Source organism: Gallaecimonas xiamenensis 3-C-1 (assembly GCF_000299915.1).
GTDB classification, from domain to species: domain Bacteria; phylum Pseudomonadota; class Gammaproteobacteria; order Enterobacterales; family Gallaecimonadaceae; genus Gallaecimonas; species Gallaecimonas xiamenensis.
The window spans coordinates 18,502-39,995 of sequence record NZ_AMRI01000008.1 but is presented as its reverse complement, the minus strand read 5'-3'; the positions used below and the strand labels follow the sequence as shown (position 1 = coordinate 39,995).

The 21,494-nt window shown below is 57.4% G+C and carries 19 protein-coding genes; 16 read left to right on the top strand and 3 right to left on the bottom strand.

The features are described 5' to 3' along the window. The first annotated feature begins 78 nt into the window (after window positions 1–78). The 12 genes from ccmA to B3C1_RS06880 all read left to right on the top strand — a co-directional run bounded on the left by ccmA (window position 79) and on the right by B3C1_RS06880 (window position 11,246). On the top strand, window positions 79–702 hold the full coding sequence (gene ccmA / locus B3C1_RS06935; RefSeq protein ID WP_008483815.1) for a cytochrome c biogenesis heme-transporting ATPase CcmA: 624 nt from the start codon (window positions 79–81) through the stop codon (window positions 700–702). Further along, on the top strand, window positions 699–1,367 hold the full coding sequence (gene ccmB, locus B3C1_RS06930; protein WP_008483814.1) for a heme exporter protein CcmB: 669 nt from the start codon (window positions 699–701) through the stop codon (window positions 1,365–1,367). Before ccmA ends, ccmB begins: the two co-directional genes overlap by 4 nt. 13 nt (window positions 1,368–1,380) lie before the next feature. Continuing rightward, entirely contained in the window at window positions 1,381–2,127 is a 747-nt protein-coding gene (locus B3C1_RS06925; RefSeq protein ID WP_008483813.1) for a heme ABC transporter permease, read from the top strand. Further along, window positions 2,117–2,335: a heme exporter protein CcmD gene (gene ccmD, locus B3C1_RS06920; protein ID WP_008483812.1), complete on the top strand. Its 219-nt coding sequence runs from the start codon at window positions 2,117–2,119 to the stop codon at window positions 2,333–2,335. Before B3C1_RS06925 ends, ccmD begins: the two co-directional genes overlap by 11 nt. Next, window positions 2,319–2,780 carry a cytochrome c maturation protein CcmE gene (ccmE, locus tag B3C1_RS06915; protein ID WP_008483811.1) on the top strand — a complete coding sequence of 154 codons (462 nt, stop codon included), beginning with the start codon at window positions 2,319–2,321 and terminating at the stop codon, window positions 2,778–2,780. Before ccmD ends, ccmE begins: the two co-directional genes overlap by 17 nt. After that, window positions 2,770–4,719 (top strand): heme lyase CcmF/NrfE family subunit, encoded by a 1,950-nt coding sequence (locus B3C1_RS06910; RefSeq protein ID WP_008483810.1) that lies wholly within the window; start codon window positions 2,770–2,772, stop codon window positions 4,717–4,719. Before ccmE ends, B3C1_RS06910 begins: the two co-directional genes overlap by 11 nt. Beyond that, window positions 4,719–5,246: a DsbE family thiol:disulfide interchange protein gene (locus B3C1_RS06905; RefSeq protein WP_008483809.1), complete on the top strand. Its 528-nt coding sequence runs from the start codon at window positions 4,719–4,721 to the stop codon at window positions 5,244–5,246. Before B3C1_RS06910 ends, B3C1_RS06905 begins: the two co-directional genes overlap by 1 nt. Beyond that, window positions 5,243–5,704 carry a cytochrome c-type biogenesis protein gene (locus B3C1_RS06900; protein WP_008483806.1) on the top strand — a complete coding sequence of 154 codons (462 nt, stop codon included), beginning with the start codon at window positions 5,243–5,245 and terminating at the stop codon, window positions 5,702–5,704. Before B3C1_RS06905 ends, B3C1_RS06900 begins: the two co-directional genes overlap by 4 nt. After that, window positions 5,701–6,906: a c-type cytochrome biogenesis protein CcmI gene (gene ccmI, locus B3C1_RS06895; RefSeq protein WP_008483805.1), complete on the top strand. Its 1,206-nt coding sequence runs from the start codon at window positions 5,701–5,703 to the stop codon at window positions 6,904–6,906. Before B3C1_RS06900 ends, ccmI begins: the two co-directional genes overlap by 4 nt. Further along, the gene (locus B3C1_RS06890) at window positions 6,907–7,668 is read left to right on the top strand and encodes an MlaA family lipoprotein (RefSeq protein WP_008483804.1); all 762 of its coding nucleotides are present in this window, start codon (window positions 6,907–6,909) and stop codon (window positions 7,666–7,668) included. A gap of 145 nt (window positions 7,669–7,813) precedes the next feature. After that, window positions 7,814–8,971 (top strand): response regulator, encoded by a 1,158-nt coding sequence (locus B3C1_RS06885; protein ID WP_008483803.1) that lies wholly within the window; start codon window positions 7,814–7,816, stop codon window positions 8,969–8,971. 124 nt (window positions 8,972–9,095) lie between these two features. Next, on the top strand, window positions 9,096–11,246 hold the full coding sequence (locus B3C1_RS06880; protein ID WP_008483802.1) for a GGDEF domain-containing protein: 2,151 nt from the start codon (window positions 9,096–9,098) through the stop codon (window positions 11,244–11,246). A 24-nt stretch (window positions 11,247–11,270) separates the two neighbouring features. Here the strand turns inward: B3C1_RS06880 and B3C1_RS06875 are convergent, their stop codons facing one another. From B3C1_RS06875 to B3C1_RS06865, 3 genes are all read right to left on the bottom strand, one after another. Further along, entirely contained in the window at window positions 11,271–13,277 is a 2,007-nt protein-coding gene (locus B3C1_RS06875) for a BCCT family transporter (RefSeq protein WP_051012895.1), read from the bottom strand. 117 nt (window positions 13,278–13,394) lie between these two features. Then, entirely contained in the window at window positions 13,395–13,628 is a 234-nt protein-coding gene (locus tag B3C1_RS06870) for a hypothetical protein (RefSeq protein WP_008483800.1), read from the bottom strand. A 136-nt stretch (window positions 13,629–13,764) separates the two neighbouring features. Beyond that, complete coding sequence (locus tag B3C1_RS06865; protein WP_035481374.1) at window positions 13,765–15,261, bottom strand: peptide MFS transporter; 1,497 nt, start codon at window positions 15,259–15,261, stop codon at window positions 13,765–13,767. 254 nt (window positions 15,262–15,515) lie between these two features. On the opposite strand from B3C1_RS06865, the gene rfaH reads away from it, so the two are divergent. The 4 genes from rfaH to B3C1_RS06845 all read left to right on the top strand — a co-directional run bounded on the left by rfaH (window position 15,516) and on the right by B3C1_RS06845 (window position 21,494). Next, window positions 15,516–16,013 carry a transcription/translation regulatory transformer protein RfaH gene (gene rfaH, locus B3C1_RS06860; RefSeq protein ID WP_008483796.1) on the top strand — a complete coding sequence of 166 codons (498 nt, stop codon included), beginning with the start codon at window positions 15,516–15,518 and terminating at the stop codon, window positions 16,011–16,013. A 798-nt stretch (window positions 16,014–16,811) separates the two neighbouring features. Next, window positions 16,812–19,448: an SLBB domain-containing protein gene (locus tag B3C1_RS06855; RefSeq protein WP_008483795.1), complete on the top strand. Its 2,637-nt coding sequence runs from the start codon at window positions 16,812–16,814 to the stop codon at window positions 19,446–19,448. A 93-nt stretch (window positions 19,449–19,541) separates the two neighbouring features. After that, window positions 19,542–20,501 (top strand): Wzz/FepE/Etk N-terminal domain-containing protein, encoded by a 960-nt coding sequence (locus tag B3C1_RS06850; protein WP_008483794.1) that lies wholly within the window; start codon window positions 19,542–19,544, stop codon window positions 20,499–20,501. A 3-nt stretch (window positions 20,502–20,504) separates the two neighbouring features. Then, on the top strand, window positions 20,505–21,494 hold the full coding sequence (locus tag B3C1_RS06845) for a sugar transferase (RefSeq protein WP_008483793.1): 990 nt from the start codon (window positions 20,505–20,507) through the stop codon (window positions 21,492–21,494).

Genomic DNA, 21,494 nt, shown 5'->3' with positions numbered 1-21,494 from the left:
CTAGGGTACTTGCTCGGCGTAGTCAGTTTCCGCCAGTATGCTATCATCCCGATAACATTGACAGTTGAGCCTGGCTGAGTGAGCTATCCTCTTCTTGCCGTTGACAATTTAGCCTGCATACGAGAAGAGCGCCTGCTCTTTGAAAAGCTGTCCTTTGCTCTTGAGGCCGGCAGCCTGGTGCAACTGGAAGGCCCCAACGGGGTCGGTAAGAGCAGCCTGCTGGCGATACTGGCAGGGCTTAGCAGCCCCTTGGAAGGTGAAGTGCGCTATCGAGGCCAGCCTCTGGTAAAGGTGCGTGCCCAATACCATGAGGATCTGCTGTTCCTCGGCCACAAAAGTGGCGTCAATCCGGTGTTAAGCCCCCTCGAGAACCTACGCTTTTACCAGCAAGTGCTGCCAAGCCATGACCTGGATCTTTGGGAGCTGCTGGATTTGGTGGGGCTCTTTGGCATGGAAGAACTGCCGGTGGGCCAGCTATCGGCCGGCCAGCAGCGACGGGTGGCCCTGGCCAGGCTCTGGCTAAGCAAGGCCAGTTGCTGGCTGTTGGACGAGCCCTTTACCGCCATTGACGCCCTTGGGGTTAAAAAGCTCGAAGCGCGCCTTGAAGAACACTGCCAACAAGGTGGCCTGGTGGTGCTTACTACCCACCAGAGCCTGGCCCTGGCTCCGGCCTTGCGCCTCAATCTGGCGATGGCGGCATGAGCGGGGTCTTTCTCAGCCTGGTCAAACGAGACCTTAGCATTGCCCTTCGCAAAAGGGCCGAAGTCCTCAACCCCCTGGTCTTTTACCTTTTGGTCATTACCCTCTTCCCCCTGGGCCTGGGGCCTGAACCCAGCTTGCTGGCCCGCTTGGCGCCGGGCATTGTCTGGGTGGCGGTGTTGTTGTCGGCCCTGCTGTCTTTTGAACGGCTATTTCGCGACGACGAAGCGGACGGCTCCTTGCAGCAGATGCTGCTGCTGCCGGTGCCCCTGGCGCTGGTGGCCCTGGCCAAGGTCTGTGTTCACTGGTTGCTGACCGCCTTGCCCCTGGTGCTGCTCTCGCCCTTGGTGGCCGTGCTGCTGCATATGGACTGGGCCCGCTGGCAGGCCCTGGTGCTGACCCTGCTGGCCGGCACCCCGGCTTTGAGCCTGCTTGGCGCCGTTGGGGTTGCCCTTACCGTCGGCCTTAAAAAGGGCGGTATCCTTTTGAGTTTATTAGTGTTACCCCTGTATATTCCAATATTGATCTTTGCCGTCGGCGCTTTGGAGGCGGCAGGGCTGGGCTTGGGGTATCAAGGGCAGTTGGCCCTGCTGGGCGCCATCAGCATGGGGGCTGCCACCCTTTGCCCCTTTGCCATAGCGGCGGCGCTCAGGGTGAGCCTGAACTGAAGGGACTTGGACCATGTGGAACTGGTTACATCCATACGCGAAATCGGAAAGGGCCTACCAGCTGTGCCGTACCCTGCTGCCCTGGTTTCTGATACCGGCCGTGCTGGCCCTGTTGGTGGGTACCGTCTGGGGCCTGGCCTTTGCGCCGCCGGACTACCAGCAAGGCAACAGCTTTCGCATCATCTACATCCATGTGCCCACCGCCATGCTGGCCATGGGCGGTTACCTGGCCATGGCGGTGGCGGCGATCATCGGGGTGGTGAGCCAACAGCGCCTGGCCGACCTGACGGTGCAGGCCATAGCCCCCATCGGCGCTGTTTACACCTTTTTATCCCTCTTTACCGGCGCCGTCTGGGGTAAACCCACCTGGGGTACCTGGTGGGAATGGGATGCCCGTCTGACCTCACAACTTATCCTGCTGTTCCTTTACCTGGGGGTAATGGCCCTTTATGGTGCCTTCAACGATAAACGCACGGCAGCCCGGGCGGCGGGAATACTGGCCTGGGTGGGGGTGATCAACCTGCCCATCATCCATTACTCGGTGGAGTGGTGGAACACCCTGCACCAGGGGGCGACCATCATCAAGCTCAGTAAGCCTTCCATCAGTGGCCCCATGCTGTGGCCGCTGCTGGTGAACCTGTTGGGTTTTGCCCTGTTGCTGTCGGCCCTGGCCTGCAAGCGGATGGCTACCCTGATCCTGTCGGTGGAAGCGCGCCGGCCTTGGGTGCTCAAGTTGTTGGAGGACCGCCGTGTACTTTGACAGCTTCGAAGCCTTCCTGGCTCAGGGAAAACACGGATTCTTCGTCTGGCTGGCCTATGGGGTCACCCTGCTGGTGCTGTTGCTGCTGGCCTGGGGGCTCTGGCAGGCAGAGCGCAGCCTGGTCAAAGAAGTGCAGCGCCGTCATGCCAGGGAAGTACGGCGGCAAACAAGGATGGCAGAGGAGGCGGTTCGTGAATCCAAGACGTAAAACCCGGCTGGCCATAGTGCTGGCCGTGCTGCTGGGGGGCGCGGCCACCGCTGGCCTGGTGCTCTATGCCCTGGGCCAGAACATCGACCTTTTCTTTACCCCCGGCCAGCTTCACAGCGGCAAGGATGGTGTTAAACCCCAGCCTGGCCAGCGTCTGCGCATCGGCGGTCTGGTGGTGCCCGGCACCGTGGTGCGCGACAACCAGAGCCTGGATGTGACCTTCGAGCTGACCGACGACAGCGGTGAGCGGGTCAAGGTCCATTACGCCGGCATACTGCCGGACCTGTTTCGTGAAGGGCAGGGCATAGTGGCCCAGGGCCGGCTCACGGTGGCAGGGGCGGTCGAGGCCACCGAAGTGCTTGCCAAGCACGATGAAAACTACATGCCGCCGGAAGTGGCGGAGGCGGCCAAAGAGATGCACCGTCGAGGGGTCAATGGTTCCTGAACTGGGGCATTTTGCCCTTATCCTGGCGTTGATGCTGGCGCTATTGTCAGCGGTTTATCCGCTGCTGGGCGCCCACAGGGGCCAGGTGCGGCTGATGGCCCTGGCCAGGCCCCTGGCCCTGGGTCAGTTCCTCTTTGTGGCCCTGAGCTTTGGCGCCCTGGTCCATGGCTTTGTGGTCAACGACTTTAGCCTGGTCTACGTTGCCAGCCACTCCAACAGCCAACTGCCCCTGGCCTACCGTATCAGCGCTACCTGGGGGGCCCATGAGGGTTCCTTGCTGCTGTGGGTGCTGATTTTGAGCGGCTGGGGTGCCGCCGTGGCGCTGCTGTCCCGTAACCTGCCGTTACCGGCGGTGGCCAGGGTGCTGGCGGTAATGGGCATGATAGCCGTGGGCTTTTTGCTCTTTATCCTCTTTACCTCTGACCCTTTCACCCGCAGCCTGCCTTACTACCCTGTGGACGGGGCCGACCTTAATCCCTTATTGCAAGACCCTGGCCTGGTGATCCATCCCCCCATGCTCTACATGGGCTATGTGGGCTTCTCGGTGGCCTTTGCCTTTGCCATTGCCGCGCTGTTGTCCGGTAAGCTCGACACCGCCTGGGCCCGCTGGTCCAGGCCCTGGACGGCGGCCGCCTGGCTGTTTTTGACCCTGGGCATCACTCTTGGCTCCTGGTGGGCCTATTACGAACTGGGCTGGGGTGGCTGGTGGTTCTGGGACCCGGTTGAGAACGCCTCCTTTATGCCCTGGCTAGCCGGCACCGCCCTGATGCATTCCTTGGCGGTCAGTGAAAAACGTGGCGTCTTCAAGGCCTGGACAGTGTTGCTGGCCATCGCCGCCTTCTCCCTCAGCTTGCTGGGCACCTTCCTGGTGCGTTCCGGGGTGCTGGTCTCTGTCCATGCCTTTGCCTCCGACCCGGCCAGGGGCCTTTTTATCCTGGCTTTCCTGGTGGCGGTCATCGGTGGCAGCCTGACCCTCTATGCCCTGCGGGCCGCCAAGGTCAAAAGCCAGGGCCAGTTTGAACTCTTAAGCCGTGAAACCCTGCTGCTGGGCAACAATGTCTTTTTGACCACCGCCTGCCTGGTGGTCATGGTGGGCACCTTGCTGCCCCTGGTGCACAGGGAGCTGGGGCTGGGGTCCATTTCGGTAGGGGCGCCTTTTTTCAACAGCCTCTTTACCTGGCTTTTTGTGCCTTTTGCCTTTGCCATGGGAGCCGGTCCCCTGGCGCGTTGGAAAAAAGAACCCGCCGGCCCCTTGCTGCGCCGCCTGGGCCTGGCTTTTGCCCTGAGCCTGGTGCTGGGCGTTAGCCTGCCGTTGTTGCTGACCCAGCAAGCTCAAGGCCATGCCATGCTGGGGCTGGCCCTGGCGGCCTTTATCCTGGTCACCTCCATCCAGGAAGTGCAGCTGCGGGTAGGTAGCCGCCATGGCTTTTTCAAGGGACTGAGGCTGCTAAACCGCAGCCACTGGGCCATGATCCTTGGCCACCTTGGCCTGGCGGTGACAGTGATCGGTATCGCCCTAACTACCAGCTATTCGGTGGAAAAGGACCTGCGCATGAGCCCGGGCGACCATTTCGAACTGGCTGGCTATGATTTTCGCTTCGACAGGGTCAGCCAGGTAGCCGGTTCCAACTACCAAGGCTATGCGGCCCACTTTGTGGTGACCCGTGACGGCAAGATGGAGGCCGAGTTGGACGCCCAAAAACGCTTTTATACCGTGGCCCGCTCGGTGATGACCGAGGCGGGCATCGATTGGGGCCTGGGCCGTGATCTCTATGCGGCGCTGGGGGAACAGCTGGACGGCGGCGCCTGGGGCGTGCGGCTCCATGTGAAGCCCTTTGTACGCTGGATCTGGGGCGGTGGCCTGCTGATGGCGCTGGCCGGGCTGCTGGTGGTCAGTGACCGGCGTTATCGCTTTAAGAAATGGCAGGAGGCCACCTGATGAAAAAAGCCTGGCTATTGCTGCCTTTGCTGTTGTTTTTGGGCCTGGCGGTCTTCCTGTTCCGTGGCCTCTACTCGGACCCGCGCACCCTGGACTCTGCCCTGGTAGGCAAAGAGGTGCCGGATTTTGAGATGGTGGATCTGTTCGACAGCCGTCGCTACGATGCCAAGTTGCTGGCCAATGGCCAGCCGGTGCTGCTCAACGTCTGGGCCACCTGGTGCCCGACCTGCTATGCCGAACACCAGTACCTCAATAAACTGGCGGCCCAGGGAGTGCGTATTGTCGGCTTGAACTACAAGGACGAGCGCAGTGCTGCCGTCCAGTGGCTTGGCAAACTGGGCAATCCCTATGAAGTTACCCTCTTTGACCCGGACGGCATGCTGGGCCTGGACTTGGGCGTCTACGGCGCCCCGGAAACCTTTCTTATCGACGGACGGGGCCTTATCCGCTACCGTCACGTCGGTGATGTGAACGACAAGGTCTGGAATGAGACCCTCAAACCCCTCTACAACGGACTGAAGCCATGAGAACGCTGCTGTATTTGCTGCTTCCAGCCGCCCTGTACTGCGCCTCCGCCTTGGCGGCGGTGGACACCACATACACTTTTGACGACCCAGCCAAGGAAGCCCAGTTCCAAGAGCTGATAAAAGAGCTGCGCTGCCCCAAGTGCCAGAACCAGGATATTGCCGACTCCGATGCGGAGCTGGCCAAGGATCTGCGTGACAAGGTGTACCAGATGACCCAGGACGGTAAGAGCCGCACCGAGATCATCGACTATATGAAAGCCAGATACGGCGATTTCATCCATTACCAACCCCCCATGCGCCTGGACACCCTGGTGCTTTGGCTGGCCCCGATAATGGTGCTGGTGGGCGGTCTTATCTTTATCTTCGTGCGTGCCAGCCGTGAGCAGGCCTCTCCCCTTAACGAAGAAGAACGGCGCCGCCTGGCTCGGATCCTCGACGAGGAGGAGCAGCATAGATGACGCTGCTCTACCTGGGGCTTGGGGCGTTACTGGTACTGGCCGTGTTGCTGGTGTTGTTGCCGCCCCTGTCCCAGGGCAGTCTGGCCCAGCGCCAACTGAACCTCAAACTCTATAAGGACAGGCGCCAGGAACTTGCCCTTGAGCACCGCCAGGGGCTGATTGACGATGACCGCCTGGCCGAGTTGGAAACCGAACTCAAGCGCAGCCTTTTGGACGACGCCGAGCAAGGCGAGCGGGCGCAACAGTCTGTCAACTGGAAAGTGTTGTTACCTGGGGTTATTGTGCTGGTGCTTGGCGCCCTTGGGCTCTATTGGAAGCTCGGTTCCAGCGACCAGCTGGCCCACTGGCAAGAAGTGATGGGCCGCCTGCCGACCTTGGCCGACAGGGTACTGCGCCCCGACAGCCAAGCCCCCCTTAGCCGCGATGAGATGCAGGATCTGGCCCTGGCGGTGCGTACCCGCCTGGCCCAGCAGGACGACAAGAACGGCTGGATTTTATTGGGCCGGGTCGGTTTTGCCTTGGGGGATGGGCGCTTGGCGGCGGAGGCTTTCCAAAAAGCCTTGGGTTTGGACCCTGACAATGGCTCGGCCTTATTGGGGTTGGCCCAGGTGCTGCTGGTCAGGCAGGAAGAGGGGGATCTGGACCAGGCCCAACGGGCGCTGGCCAGGCTCCTGGCCCAGGAGCCGCAAGACATCGACGCTTTATTGCTGGCCGGCCTGGTGGCTTATCAGCAGCAAGATTTTACCAAGGCCGCCGACCGCTGGCAGCAGATCGCCGGTCAATTGGCGCCGGAAGACCCCAGGTTGCCGGTGTTGCAAGGGCGGATCCATGATGCCCAGCAGCAGCTGAAGCGGGACGGCAGGCGCCTGGTGGTCAAGGTGGACGTGAGTGAGGCATTGCGTCAGAGCCTGCCCAAAGATGCTACCCTGTTCGTCTTTGCCAAGGCGCCGGCCGGCGGGCCGCCCCTGGCGGCGGTCAGGCTACCCTTATCCAGGTTGCCCACGGAAGTGGAATTATCGGACGCCACGTCCATGATCCCCGGGCGCAGCCTGAGTGATGCCGACAGTTACATTGTCGGGGCCCAGATTGCCCAAAGCGGCACTGTCGGCCAGACTGAATTAGGAGATCTGAGTGGTGAAACCGGCCCGGTGGCGGCGTCGGCCCAACAGGTCTTGCTCACCATAGATAAAAGGATCAAGTAAATGCGGTGGTTGTCCCTCGTTTCCCTTGCCCTGTTGGCCGGATGTGCCGGTAAACCGCAGGTGTTGCCTGACGCCGAACCGCCGGTCCTGGCCCCCACCTATGAGCGCGACCCCATTGAGGGCTTTAACCGCGCCATGTGGGACTTTAACTGGGACGTACTTGACCCCAACCTGGCCCGCCCTGTGACTGTGGCCTATACCGAAAATGTCCCCAGCCCTGTCCAGACCGGCCTGCTCAATTTTGCCGAGAACCTGGGTGAGCCGGGCAACGTGGTCAACCAGTTGCTGCGCCTTGAGTTTGCCCAGAGCGGCAAATCCCTGGGCCGCTTCCTGCTCAACAGTACCTTCGGCCTGCTGGGCTTTATCGATGTCGCCACCATTGCCGGCATCGACCGCAAGGAAACCAACTTTAGCGACGTGATGGGCTACTACGGCGTAGCAGACGGCCCCTATGTGGTGCTGCCGGTATTGGGCCCTACCACGGTACGCAAGGAAGTGGGTGACGTGGTGGACTGGCTCTATCCGCCCCTGGCCCTGCTTAACCTGACCGAAAGAGGGATCCGCTGGGGCATACTGGGCATTGACACCAGGGCCAAGCTTATCCCTCAAGAAGGGCTTATTAATCAAAGTGTTGACCCTTACGCTTTTATTCGCGAAGCCTACCTGCAAAAAGCCTACTACGACGCCTACGGCCAGCCTATGCCGCAGCCCCCGGAAGACGATATCGACATCGATGCCTATCTCGACGACATCGAAGAGTGAACCAAGGCGCCCAAGGGCGCCTTTTTGCTCGATAGTGCCAGGGTGCTCCTGGCGGCCCCGCCATCAAGAGTATGATTTTCATAAGGTCTGAAAGGCCGATTGTCGCTTGTATATTGACAGGGGCCCTTTGCTGGACAAGGTTTGAATGAAGCAGTTTTCAGAGGAATGGGCAGGGTTGCCGGCCCAGGGTGGCATGACGAAAGAGCGCGTATTGGTCGTTGACGATGAACCGGTTTTTTTACGGTTAGTGGTCGCCTTTTTGCGGCGCCTGGGCTTTGAAGCCCTGGATGCCAACAGCTTGCACGATGGCCTGCAAACCCTGGCCCAGACGCCGGTAGACCTGGTGCTTTGCGATCTGCAACTGGGAGACGGCAGCGGCATGACGCTGCTGGAGAAGGTCAGGGACCAGTACCTGGACCTGCCGGTAGTGATGATCTCCGGTACCGCCAACATGGATGACGTCACCCGGGCGCTGCGGCTGGGGGCCAGTGACGTGCTGCTCAAGCCCATCAACGAACTGGCCATGATCGAGTATGCGGTAGAGTCGGCCTTGGAGCGTTACCGCCTGCAGCGGGAAAACCGGCGCCTTTCAGAGGAACTGGAAGCGGCCCATGTGGAGCTGGAACTGAACCTTCGCATGCTCGAAGAGAGCAAGCTGGCAGGGCGGGAGATCCAGCAGCAGTTGCTGCCGGAGCAGTGCTTTCGCTGGCATGAATTTACCCTGCGCTACCAGGTGTTCAGCGCCACCGAAATTGCCGACCAGTTTATCGACTATGTGGCGCTGGACGAGCGCTACCTGGCGGTATTGGTGGGGCGTTTTTCCCAGGCTGGCACCAACAGTGCCTTTTTGTCGGTACTGCTTAAAAGTCTTTTTAATCAGCCCCTCAAGCAATACCGGCCCGGTGAGCCTTCGGTGCTGCTCAACCCCGGCCCTTTGCTCGACTACCTCAATATCGAGCTCCTCAAGAGCCAACTGGAGCAGCCGGTAAGGGCCCAGTACTTCTTGTTGGACAGGGAAAAACACCGCCTGCACTACGGCAACGCCGGCTACCAGCCGTCGGCGCAGCTGTCCGGTATTGCCCTTGAGCCAGGGCAGGCTCCCCTTGGCATGTTCGAATGGAGCCGTTACCAGGAGCAGCAGCTGGACTTTCCCAAACATCGCCAGTTGCTGGCGGCCAACAGGCCTATGGATTGGCCCTGGCCTTTGAGTCCTGGGCGTAAGCTCAGCAGTCAACTCAAGCTGCCGGAAGAGGGCGGCAGGGACGACGACCTGCTGCTCTTGGGACTTTTCCACGGGGATTAGGCCCTAGGCGTTATCCGCCTCGCCAAGCGCGTCACTGCCCAGCGGCTACACTTAGCCATGCCGGCCCTGAGCGCGGCATTGTGTTCCTCCCTGGCGCTTGGCCAAGGGATTGGCGAGGACCCCTATGACGCCAGATATTCCCATCCATAAGCGGATCCCTTTTCTGCTGCAATTGGCTGCAGGCCAGAGCCATGCTCAAAAGTTGGTGCTCAGTTGCCACCGCTTGGAACAAAGTTGGAGCCACCCGGCCGACGACGGCCAGGCTTTGTTACCCAAACACCAAAAGCTGCTTATCGAACAGGACGTTGCCGGCCAGCACCGTTTCCTCATCCCCCTTTGGCGCCGCCAACAGCAGTTGGCTACCCTGGGGCTCTGGTGCCAGGGGCCCAGCCTGGACATGGAGGCGATAGGGGTATTGGGGGAGCTGCTACTGGACCAACTGGACAAGCTGAGCGGCATTCAAAGCGCCGTGGTGGAACACCTCAAGTTCCAAGATGGCCCCCTGGTGATGGTGATGTGGGAAGCCAGCACCGCCCTGCCGGTCTGCTACCTGTCGGCCAATGCCGCCACTCTGTTGGGGATGGACGTTAAAGCCATACTCAACGGCGAGGCGCGCTTCGAAGATTGGCTTGAGGGTGACGACATCAAGGCATTTTTGCGGGTAATGCGGGCCCATGCCAAGGGCATACGCCACTCGGAGATCGATTACCGCATCCGTGACCCCCAGGGGGGGCTGCGCTGGGTGCGTCAATACACAGTGGCGCACCTGGCCGAGGACAAAAGCGTGGTGGCCATCTGCGGCTACCTGCTGGAACAGACCCACCGTAAGCAGTTGGAGATCCAGATGAAGGCCACCCGGGACCGGCTGGCCCTGGTGATAGAGGCCTCGGCCATGGGGGTGGCAGATTGGGACATTCCCCAGGACCAACTGCTGACCAATGCCAAATTCCGGGACATCATGGGCCACCATTACGATGATATGGAGCCCTGCCTGCGGGCCTGGCAGGAACAGATCCATCCTCTGGACAGCAACTTGGTGGAAGATCGCCTGACCCAGCACCTGGCTGGGCAAAGCGAACGCTTTCTATGTGAGTACCGCATCATCACCCCCGACAACCAGATCCGTTGGCTCGAGTCCTACGGTGCTTTGGTGGAGCAGGGAGAGCAGCAACCCAAACGTATGGTGTTCATGCACCGGGACATCACAGAGCGGCGTGCCCAGGAAAGGGCCAGGGAGCGCCAACAGCTGCTGCTGAACCTTATCCATAGGGCCCAGTCGGTGTTCTTGGTTGAAAAAGACCTGGGCGCCGCCTGCGAAAGCATTTTCGAGCCGCTGTTGGAGCTGGCGGAAAGCCAGTTCGGTTTTATTTCTGACGTACGCCACAACCCCGACGGCAGCCCTTTCATGCAGGTACAGACCCTGTCCGACATCAGCTGGGACGACAGCAGCAGGGCCCTTTACCAAAAGCACCTGGCCCAGGGGCTGGAGTTCCACAACATGGAAACCCTCTTTGGCAGGGTGATCACCACCGGCCAGCCCCTTATCTCCAATAATGTGCGCCGCGACGCCCATGCCGGCGGTACCCCAAAAGGCCACCCACCCCTGGACTCTTTCCTGGGCTTGCCCATTCAGTATCAGGGGCGGCTGCTGGGGTTGGTGGGCTTTGCCAACAGGTCCGAAGGATACAGCCAGGCAGAAGTGGACTTTCTGCAGCCGTTGATGGACACCCTGGGCATGCTGATGCACGCCCGCCTGGTGGAAAAGGCCAGGCGTGATGCGGAAACCGAATTGGCGGTATTGGCCAGCACCGATACCCTGACCGGTTTGAACAACCGCCGTGCCTTTATGGATGCCCTGGCTGAAGCCATCACCATGGGCCAGCCGCATACCCTGGTACTGATGGATCTGGACCACTTCAAGCAAGTGAACGACACCTTTGGCCACGGCATGGGGGACCAGGTGTTGGGGCATTTCGCCGAGCTGTTGCGCCAGCATGCCCGCAGCGGTGATGTACTGGGGCGTATCGGCGGGGAGGAGTTTGTCTGGCTGATAAGGGGGGTAACCTTGGCCGACAGCAAATCCATACTTGAGCGTATGCGCCAGGCCGTGGCCTGCCAGCCGCTGCTGGCGGAAGGGCAGGCTATCGGCATTACCGTCAGCCTGGGGGCCACCGAACTCAAAGCCGACGATCCGCCAGACGCTCCCTTGCTCCGGGCCGATGTTGCTTTGTATGAGGCGAAAAAGCGCGGCAGAAACTGCCTGGTGGCAGCATAAGAAAAGGGGCCCAAGGCCCCTTTTTCAGCGCACCAAGTGCAAGAAGTGCATGTGCTTTTCGTATTGGTCCAGCACGTCGCTTATGACCTGGTCTTTGGTGTAGCCGTAGATATCGTAGCCCTGGCCCCCTTCACGCAGGTAAACCTCGGCCCTGAAATGCTTGGCCTCGTCCTTCTCGGTGAAGTTGAACTCGGGGAAAGCGAAGGTGGGGGCGGTGTAGCCCCGGGTGCGAACCTCGTAGATGAAGTCCACCTCTTCGCCGTGAGACACCACCATGCTGACCCTGTCGTCCTGATCCTGGCGTACCGCCACTTCCATGCCGGTATCGCGTAGCTCTTCGGCCACCGATTCCAATGCCGGCTGCACATTGGTAGTGATAAAGCCTTTGACCTCGCTGCGTTTTGGCCAACTGACGATGCGTTGCAGGCGGTTTTTCCAGGTGTAGGGAGTCTTGCTGGTTGCCGGCGCCCTGGGGGTAGTGACAGTGTGGCGCAGACTCAACTGCTTGACCCCTTCGATGCGCAGGGCTTTCCATAGGGAGTAGCACATCAGCAGCATGACCACCGCAAAGGGCAGGGCAGAGGCGATGGACAGGGTTTGCAGAGCCTTGAGGCCGCCCGTGCCGCCTGCCACCAACAGGGCTATGGCCACGGCCCCTTCGGTGAGGGCCCAGAAGATCCTTTGCCAGACCGGCGGCTCTTCCTTACCCCCCGACGTGATCATGTCGATAACCAGGGAGCCCGAGTCGGAAGAGGTGACGAAGAAGGTAACTACCAGCAGGGTCGCCAGCAGCGACATGATGCTGGACATGGGCAGTTCTTCAAGGAACTTGAAGATGGCCGTAGCGGTATCGTTCTGCACCGCCTGGCCGACGCTTTGAATATTGTCCATCAGCATCATGTGGATAGCGGTATCCCCAAAGAAGGTCATCCACATGAAGGTAAAACCGACCGGGACGCACAGCACGCCGATGACAAATTCCCTGATGGTGCGGCCACGGGATACCCGGGCAATGAACATGCCTACGAAGGGGGACCAGGCAATCCACCAGCCCCAATAAAAGAGGGTCCAGCCACCTATCCAGCTGTGGTCGGACTTATAGGCGTAGAGATTGAAGGTCTTATCTACTATGTCGGCCAGATAGGAGCCCGTGTTTTGAACAAAGGTCTGCAGCAAGAAGACAGTGGGGCCAGCCAACAGCACGAATAGCATCAGGGCCACCGCCAGCAACAGGTTGAGTTCAGACAGACGTCTGATCCCCCCGTCCAACCCTACTACTACCGAGATGGTGGCCAGCAGGGTGATGCCGCAGATGAGCAGTATCTGCACCGTCAGGTTTGTAGGCACCTCGAACAGGTAGTTGAGGCCGGCGTTGACCTGCATTACCCCCAGCCCCAGGGATGTTGCTACCCCAAACATGGTGCCCAGCACCGCGAAAATGTCTACCGCATGGCCTATGGGGCCGTGGATGCGTTCGCCCAGTATGGGGTAGAGGGCAGAACGGATGGTCAGGGGCAGGCCGTGGCGAAAGCTGAAGTAGGCCAGGGACAGGGCCACGACAGCATAGATGGCCCAGGCATGAATACCCCAGTGGAAGAAGGTGATACGCATGGCCTCGCGGGCCGCTTCAATGGTTTGACCTTCGCCCACGGGAGGACTCACGAAGTGCATTATGGGTTCGGCAACCCCAAAAAACAGCAGCCCTATACCCATGCCGGCAGAGAACAACATGGCGAACCACGAGCCGTAGCTGAAATCCGGGTCTATGTGGTCCGGCCCCAGCTTTATTTTGCCGTAACCGCTGATGGCCAGACCCACCACAAACAGCAGGAAAAGGGCCACCGCCAGGATATAGAACCAGCCGGTGTTGGTGATGATCCAGGATTGGATGTCGCCAAACAGATTGCCGGCCGTGTCCGGGGCCAACACCGCAAAGAGGACGAAACAGAAAATGATGAGGGCCGAGCCGAAGAAGACTGGCGGATTCAATTGATGACTAATGGATTTTCCTTTGGGTGACATAGAGCCCATCTTGTGTTGTTGAGTCTGACACTAGTTTAACGGCGGTTAATGCCGGACTCAAAGGGCTTGTCCGGATTGCTGTCCAGTCTTTCGGTTCTTTTCTAAATGAATGTACCGAAATGAAAGTTAGCGCAGGCGCAGATAGAGTAGAAACCAGCTCCAGTTGGAACTGCGTTTACTTAGCCGGAATTGGCGCCCGAACTTGTCTTTCACTATAGCGTGGCTGGCTTGGGGATGGCGGGCCAGCTCCTGGCGGGTCAGTTGGGCGATGTCGAGGGCAGATAGATAGGTAGAGAGCACCAGCCGGTAAAGCATCTGGTCCTTGGCAAAAAGGGTCAGGCGGGTGGAGGCTCGTGACATCCGTTTTCCTGTGCTGTCCTGGTGCTAATTGCGTAACGTCTTGATAAGCATAGAGGCGTTAAGGGAAGAGTCAATCGCTTGACGGCCAGCAGCCATAAAAAAGCCCCGCCGAAGCGGGGCTTTTGCCTAAAGACAGTTACTGATGAGACTTACGCATGGCTTCATGGTCGCCTACCACTTCCATCTCTTCACTCAGGGCCTGCCCGGTGTTGGCAGGAGCACCTTTCTCGGCGCCGTGCATCCACACCACCAGCTTGCCGGAGATCAGCCACAGCACAACGGCAAAGAGGCACAGGAAGAGGGCGATGGACCCGAAGATCACCAGAATGCCGGCATCCTCAGCACGAATACCCAGGCCTTCGGCAAAGTGGCGTACCGCTTGGTACTCACCGGCACGCTCGGAGTAGGCACCGATCAAGCCGCCCAGCAGCTGGGCCAGGGCCGGCATCAGGAACCAGATACCCATAACCAGTGAGGCCAGGCGCATCGGCGCCAGCTTAGTCATCAGCGACAGGCCCACAGGGGAGATACAAAGTTCACCCAGGGTGTGGAACAGGTAAGCCAATACCAGCCAGATCATGGTGGCCTTGCCGTCGCCAGTGGTCTGCATCTCGAAGATACCGGCCACCAGGAAGCCAAAACCGATGGCGGTCAGGATAAGGCCGGCAACAATCTTGATGGGGGCGTCCGGGTTCTTGTCAATCTTGTTGAGCTTGATCCAAAGGATGGAGAACAAGGGCGCGAAGATCAGGATGAACATGGCGTTCAAGGACTGGAACCAGCCGGCCGGCACTTCAAAGGTGCCCACCATACGTTGGGTGTTGTCCTGGGCAAAGATGTTCATCAGGCCGCCGGCCTGTTCGAAGGCCAGCCAGAACATGACCACGAAGATAAAGAGGGTCAGGATCACCCGCAGGCGGTCGATTTCCACTTTGGTCAGGGGCTGCTTGACGCCGCCGCTGGCGGCCAGGGAGCGCTTGGCACCGGCTTCCAGGCCAACGTCACCCAGGAAACGCTGGGCAAACAGCAGTTGGATCACCACGGACAGGGCCATACCGATACCGGCAGCCAGGTAGCCGTAGCGCCAGCCCCAGGCCGGGTCTTCACCCAGGGTAGAGCAGATCAGCGGGGCAATGAAGGCGCCCAGGTTGATACCCATATAGAAGATGGAGAAGGCCGAATCACGGCGGGCATCCCCTTGGTCGTAAAGGTCGCCGACCATGGTGGAGATGTTGGGCTTGAAGAAGCCGTTACCGATGATCATCAGGCCCAGGCCAACATAGAAGAGGCTCAGGCTGTGGGGAGTGGCCACAAACAGGGTGAACTGGCCGGCAGACATCAAGGCGCCGCCCAGTACTACGGCTCGGCGTTGGCCGATAAAGGTATCAGCCAGCCAGCCGCCGATGATGGGGGTCAGGTAGACCAGAGAGGTGTAGTAAGCGTAGAGTTTCAGGGCTTCGGCAGTGGTCATGCCAAAGCCAGGGTTTGCTGCATCGGTAGCGGCGACCAGGGTCAGTACCAGCAGGGCGCGCATACCGTAATAGGAGAACCGCTCCCACATTTCCGTGGTGAATAGCAGGAATAGCCCCTTGGGGTGGCCCATCAGGGTCCCCTGTGGGATGTGATGACTCATGAATGAACTCCCGTCCTTCAGTGGTTCAGTTATTGTTTTGGTAGATTGACGGCCTCTTATACCCATGACCCCCACAAAACACAATAAAAGGCTGGCAGAGTTGTGACAGTGGCCGGCCCTGCTCAAAGGTGCACCAAGTGGCACCGGTGTCACCCATTGGACTAGGCAGATTGATTAACAAAATATTGAAAGTTGTTATAGCTGGGGTAAACTAATTCGCTAAGGTGACTCAGGGATGGTCCGGAGAAGTCGTAATGTCGGATTGGTATTTAGTGTATTGCCGTGCCAAACAGGAAGGGCGGGCAAAAGCGAACCTCCAAAATCAAGGATTTGAAAGCTACCTGCCTAAGGTCCTGGGCTCTCGTCTTTGCCGGGGTAAGCTCAAAACCCAGGAACAAGTTTTGTTCCCCAACTATCTCTTCGTCCAACTGGATGCCACGGGCGCCGATTTTTACAAGGTACGCTCCACCCGGGGAGTATCCGGTTTTGTCCGCTTTGGCGATATGCCTGTCAAGATCCCAGCCAAACTCATCAAGACCCTGGCACTCAACGAAGAGCGCCTGGAAGCTGCTGGTGTGATGGACCAGGGCTTCAAGCCTGGCCAGCGCGTCCGCCTGCTCAATGGGCCTTTCAAGGGGCTCAGCGCCATCTACCAGGCTCAGGACGGTGAAGAGCGGGTTAAGGTCATGATCGAGATCCTCCAACGTCAGTCAAATGTCTCCGTCGCCTTAAGGGACCTTGAACGCCAGTAAGTCTTTACTTGCTAACAGCGTGTTGATTTGGCTTTCTTTTGAAACTGCCTTGGTCGCCTTTGGGTAGAGAATGCTAATGTTGTGAGGCATTTCTGGCAGTGAGAAGGGCTCGGTCAATTCATTCTTTGCTGCTGAAAGGTGTTGGTGTGAGTTAGCCAGCAAAAGCAATATTTTTTTGAACTTTAATTTTTTTTTGCTTATAAATCATGCGCTTGTGATTTTGCTTTTGGTTTAACTTTCAAGCGTTACTTGGTACCCTAGTAGCACTGAAATAAGTTGTCGCAGCCCCGGCTTTCGGGCTGATTGGTGAGCATAGATGAGCCGGCGGGAAAGCAGGGCATGGAACACTGGTTGGATGCAACGTTGAATGGGCAGCCCTTGACGTAATAGAGACACAAAGTGTGGCTTGTTGGTGACAAGCCACACTTTGTGTTTTTTTGTAGCTTGGCTTTGGCCAAGCCATGAACAAACGAAAAAATCACCAATGGTGACTGCTATCAGCGCTGTGGGAGCTGTAACCCAGGGGCGGTAGCGTGTCTGCGATTCCCTTTCGTCATCCATGTAAATGGTTGTTTTTATTGTGGTTTTTGTTTTTGCACGAGTTCTTTTTTGGCATTCTTGCCAAGCAATCTGGCCGGAAGGCAGTGTTTATAATCTAAACGGAGCATTCGCGTGTTGAGGAAAATCTGGTTTGTTTTCACGGCACTTGTGATGTGTACGACAGCGTCTGCGGCGGCCATTTCGCCGGCAATGATTGAGCAATTCAAGACGCTCCCCCGTGCCCAGCAAGAGCAGCTGATGAAACAATATGGCATAGATCCATCTGAGTTCATCCAGCAGAGCGGTGGCAGTACCAAGCAGCCCGCCATGCCGTTACAACAACGTCAAAATGCCGGCAATAGCGCCGATTCTGACGCCGCCAGGAAAGAGGTGGACGACGAACCAGAAGAAAAAGCCGTGGTCGCCCGTTTCGGTTTGAACCTCTTCGATGCCGATATCAGCAGCTTCACTCCGGTGGATAATGCCCCTGTCCCCGAGAACTATGTAGTGGGCGCCAATGACGAGCTTTCCGTTCAACTCTTCGGTAAAGACAGCCAGCAACTGAGCTTGGTGGTGTCCCGGGATGGCAGTGTTAATTTTCCCGACCTGGGGCCTATCCAGGTTGCCGGCCTCACCTTTGCCGAGGTGAAGGCCCTGATCGAGGGGCGGGTCAAGGAACAGATGATAGGCGTTACGGCGGCTGTCACCCTCAACAGCACCCGTACCATCAGCATCTTTGTTGCAGGTGAAGCAAAATCCCCCGGCTCTTATGCCGTACCTGCCCTGACTACCGTTACCCAGGCGCTTTTTGTCGCTGGCGGTGTCAGTGATATCGGCAGCTTGCGGCATGTGGCCGTAAAACGTGCCGGAAAAACGGTGGCCAACTTTGACCTTTATGACCTGCTGCTAAGGGGCGATGCGTCGGACGATATCCGCCTGCAGTCAGGGGATGTGGTTTTTATTCCTCCTTATGCCGGCATTGCTGAAGTCAAAGGGGAAGTACGCAGGCCTGCCCTTTACGAACTGAACAAAGATGACACCCTGGCCGACCTGCTGGCCATGGCTGGCGGCGCCACCTCCGGCGCTTATCCTCAGGCTTCTGTCCTGGAGCGGGTCAATAACCAGAACCTTAGGGATATCCAGAACGTTGACCTGACCAAAACCAACATCCTGGCCGAAAAAGTTCGGGGCGGTGATGTGCTGCGGGTAGGGGTGACCTCCAACCGCTACGCCAATGCGGTGGTGTTGGCTGGTGCTGTGGTGCGCCCGGGGAAGTATGCCTGGCACCAAGGTATGAAGGTGCACGACTTGGTGGGTAGCCTCTGGGCCGATTTGAAACTGTCTGCAGATCTGGACTACGCGCTAGTGATCCGTGAGGTTAACGACCTGGGGGATATCCAGATACACCAGTTTGCCATAGGTAAGGCTGTTACCGAGGCCGGTGGCGATCAGGACCTGGCCTTGGCCCCCCGTGACATCGTGTTGGTGTTCAACTACGACGACAGCGCTCTGGACCGGCAAAAGCTCAACAAGTTGGTTGCCAAGGAACTCAAGCCGGTACTCAACCGCCCCTCTTCCGAGCGTTGGTTGAGCGAAGACCTGATCGCCAAAGGCTTCCAATATATCGAAGAAAAGCCGGAAGAATTGCGCTCCAAACAGGTGGCTGGTTTTAGCATCAGGGATGCAGCCTCAGAACAGTTTGTTGAAGACCAGGGCTTAAGCCTTGAGGAACAGGTAAGAACCCTGAGCGAAGAAGTGGACAGGATCATGTCCCGGCTCTACGTGGATCCGGAGTTGATGGCCCTGACCCCAGAGCTGAAGCGCCAGGAACTGCTGTTCCCGATACTGAAGAAACTCAAAGCCCAGGCTCGCAACGGCTCGCCTCTACAGATCCTGACCATTACCGGTGATGTCAAAGTACCAGGCGACTACCCCCTGGCTGACAAGAGCACCGTCAAATCCCTGATCACCGCTGCTGGCGGTCTTAAGGTATCTGCTTATATAGGCCGGGCCGAGCTGACCCGGGCCAAGGGCAGCAATAAAAGTGTCAACGGCATCAGCGTGGTGCACAAAGCGCTGGACCTGGAGAATGCCCTGGGTGGCGGTAACGACAACCTGGCGCTGGCAAGCCGCGATCGCCTCAACGTCTTTGCCACCCCTGATTGGCAGGTGGACCGCACCGTAGAAATTCGCGGTGAAGTGAAGTTTCCCGGCAGTTATACGGTCCACCGTGGGGAAACCCTGGAAGATGTGCTGCTGCGGGCCGGTGGCGTCACCCAGTATGCCTTCGTGGACGGCGCCGTTTTCACCCGCAAGCAGGTCCAAGAGCGTGAAAAACTGCAAGTGGGCAAGCTGATTGAGCAGCTGCGCACCGATGTGGCAACCCGCGCCTTGTCTGCCGATAAAACCCAGGTCACATACCAAGACGCCATGGCCATGATTGGCGAGCTGCAGAAGGTGGAGCCGGTAGGGCGTCTGGTTATTGACTTGCCGGAAGTGCTGGCCGGCAGTAGGGATGCTGATATGCAGGTGGAAGACGGCGATGTGCTTTACGTGCCCCGTAAGACCACCACCATCTCCGTGGTAGGGGAAGTGCAGCATGCCAGCAGCCACCGCTTCAAAGTCGGTATGTCGGTAGAAGACTATCTGAACCTGTCCGGTGGATTCCGTAAGCGTGCGGACGATGAACGTGTCTATGTGATCCGTGCTGACGGCTCGGTGATGATCCCTCAAGGCTCCAGCTGGTTCGCTGCCAACGAGGATGCCCTGCGTCCCGGCGATACCATAGTGGTGCCGCTCGACACCGAATACATGAATAGCCTCTCCATGTGGAGCAGCGTGACTCAGATCATTTATCAAAGTGCTGTCGCTTTGGCTGCTATAGCGACGTTGTAAGCCAAGCCTAAGAGGGCTACATGGTTGTAGTCCTCTCCACACATTTCAATTTGCTTTATAAGTCTGTGGCTGCGCCACAGGAATGAGGGTTCCATGAAGGACGCTGAGTTTCCGACATCAGATCGTTACCCACACCAAGCGGTGATGCAGGACGATGAAATAGACCTTCGCGAGTTGTTCGGTGCCATTTGGCGCGGTAAATGGTTCGTAATTGCCTGCACTGTTGTGTTCGCGGTGGTCTCGGTTGCTATTGCTTTATATCTTCCGAATATCTACAAATCTGAAGTCCTGTTGGCCCCTGCAGAAGAACAGCAGCAAGGGGGCTTAGCTGGGCTGGCGGGGCAATTCGGTGGCTTAGCATCGCTAGCAGGTATTAACCTGAGCGGCGGGAGTACTGACAAAACAAATCTTGCATTGCAGGTTCTGCAGTCCCGGGAGTTCATCAAGACCTTCATTGAGAAACATGATGTACTAGTTCCTCTTATGGCGGCGAAAGGCTGGAACCGGGATTCTAATACCCTGATTTGGGATACTGATATCTACAACCCTGAAAGTAAAAAGTGGGTGCGTGATGTTAAGCCTCCTTATCAGCCAAAGCCTTCAGCCCAAGAGGCTTATAAGGAATTTACTAAAAACATTCTGAGCTCTAGCCAAGATAAAGAGACAGGCATGGTAACGGTTTCTCTCAGCTTCTACTCGCCAGCGATGGCGCAGCAATGGGCAACATGGCTGGTGAAAGATCTTAATGATGTGATGCGTCAGCGAGATATGGCAGAGGCTAAAAAAAGCATTCAATATCTAGATGATCAGATAAGTAAGACCAACCTTACAGATCTTCGTGCAATGCTTTATCAATTAGTCGAGCAGCAAACTAAGACTCTGATGTTCGCCGAGGTGCGTGACGAATATGTATTTAAGACTGTCGATCCCGCTATCGTACCTGAAGAGAAGGATGAGCCCAAACGCGCCCTGATTTGCGTCTTGGGTACTTTGCTTGGCGGCATGCTGGGCGTGATGTGGGTACTTATCCGATATTTCATGCGTAAGGAATGAACTATGAATGTTTATCTGAGAAGCCCCGACGAATTTTCTATTGAGCAGATGCTTTCCACTGATAAAACGTCTGGTCTGACGAAAAGAGAGGCTTATGGAGCATCAGAAATCTACATATTCTGCCCTGAAGAAGATCTTGAGTCGGTAAGGGCTTCTGTTAAAGGGTTAGAAGTTAGATTTATCTTCAATGAGCCCATCCTTGAGAGCGTAAGAGGAAAAGTGATTTGCCATTACAAGAGTTCAGAACTACCTGGCAATTTGAGGGAGTTTCTTGTCCTGGCTACTGAGGTGGGTGCCTGGGTAGAGCCTTTGGTAAGCTATTTGGATTCCCGCTTAGGATACACCACTATTGAGCTTTTACATTCTGGCTATTTCCTGCATCAAAGAGCTTTCTCAATTCTTTCTGACAAGAAACAGGAGACTAGAAAGCGCATCATGGATCTCCTGATGGCAACGGCAATCTCTGTTTTTGCTTTTCCCTTCATGTTGCTGACGATACTTGCTATTAAATTAGAGTCCAGAGGTCCTATCTTTTACAAACAAAAGCGGGTTGGCCAGTTCAACCAAGAGTTTGAAGTGGTTAAGTTCCGTTCCATGTGCACCGATGCTGAAAAAAATGGCGCAGTATGGGCAAAAGAGAATGACAATCGTGTCACCAAGGTTGGACGCTTTATTCGTAAGACACGCATAGACGAGTTGCCACAACTGATTAATGTCTTCAGAGGAGAAATGTCTATTGTAGGTCCTCGTCCTGAGCGTGAGATCTTTATCCGTGATTTAGAAAAGCATATTCCTTACTATCGTTTTCGTCATGCTGTTAAACCTGGAATCACCGGGTTGGCCCAAGTTAGATACCCCTATGGAGCATCAATTGAGGATGCTAAGTGGAAACACCGTTTTGATGTTCATTACATAAAGCATCACCGAGCAATCTTGGATCTCAAGATAATCCTGATGACAATCAAAGTTGTCTTATTTGGTATGGGAAGGTGA

Coding starts and splice junctions, on each gene's coding strand:
- ccmB (WP_008483814.1), top strand. CDS start 699: ATGAGCGGGGTCTTTCTCAGCCTGGTCAAACGAGACCTTAGCATTGCC.
- B3C1_RS06925 (WP_008483813.1), top strand. CDS start 1,381: ATGTGGAACTGGTTACATCCATACGCGAAATCGGAAAGGGCCTACCAG.
- B3C1_RS06910 (WP_008483810.1), top strand. CDS start 2,770: ATGGTTCCTGAACTGGGGCATTTTGCCCTTATCCTGGCGTTGATGCTG.
- B3C1_RS06905 (WP_008483809.1), top strand. CDS start 4,719: ATGAAAAAAGCCTGGCTATTGCTGCCTTTGCTGTTGTTTTTGGGCCTG.
- B3C1_RS06900 (WP_008483806.1), top strand. CDS start 5,243: ATGAGAACGCTGCTGTATTTGCTGCTTCCAGCCGCCCTGTACTGCGCC.
- ccmI (WP_008483805.1), top strand. CDS start 5,701: ATGACGCTGCTCTACCTGGGGCTTGGGGCGTTACTGGTACTGGCCGTG.
- B3C1_RS06890 (WP_008483804.1), top strand. CDS start 6,907: ATGCGGTGGTTGTCCCTCGTTTCCCTTGCCCTGTTGGCCGGATGTGCC.
- B3C1_RS06885 (WP_008483803.1), top strand. CDS start 7,814: ATGAAGCAGTTTTCAGAGGAATGGGCAGGGTTGCCGGCCCAGGGTGGC.
- B3C1_RS06880 (WP_008483802.1), top strand. CDS start 9,096: ATGACGCCAGATATTCCCATCCATAAGCGGATCCCTTTTCTGCTGCAA.
- B3C1_RS06875 (WP_051012895.1), bottom strand. CDS start 13,277: ATGGGCTCTATGTCACCCAAAGGAAAATCCATTAGTCATCAATTGAAT.
- B3C1_RS06870 (WP_008483800.1), bottom strand. CDS start 13,628: ATGTCACGAGCCTCCACCCGCCTGACCCTTTTTGCCAAGGACCAGATG.
- B3C1_RS06865 (WP_035481374.1), bottom strand. CDS start 15,261: ATGAGTCATCACATCCCACAGGGGACCCTGATGGGCCACCCCAAGGGG.
- rfaH (WP_008483796.1), top strand. CDS start 15,516: ATGTCGGATTGGTATTTAGTGTATTGCCGTGCCAAACAGGAAGGGCGG.
- B3C1_RS06855 (WP_008483795.1), top strand. CDS start 16,812: ATGAAACAATATGGCATAGATCCATCTGAGTTCATCCAGCAGAGCGGT.
- B3C1_RS06850 (WP_008483794.1), top strand. CDS start 19,542: ATGAAGGACGCTGAGTTTCCGACATCAGATCGTTACCCACACCAAGCG.
- B3C1_RS06845 (WP_008483793.1), top strand. CDS start 20,505: ATGAATGTTTATCTGAGAAGCCCCGACGAATTTTCTATTGAGCAGATG.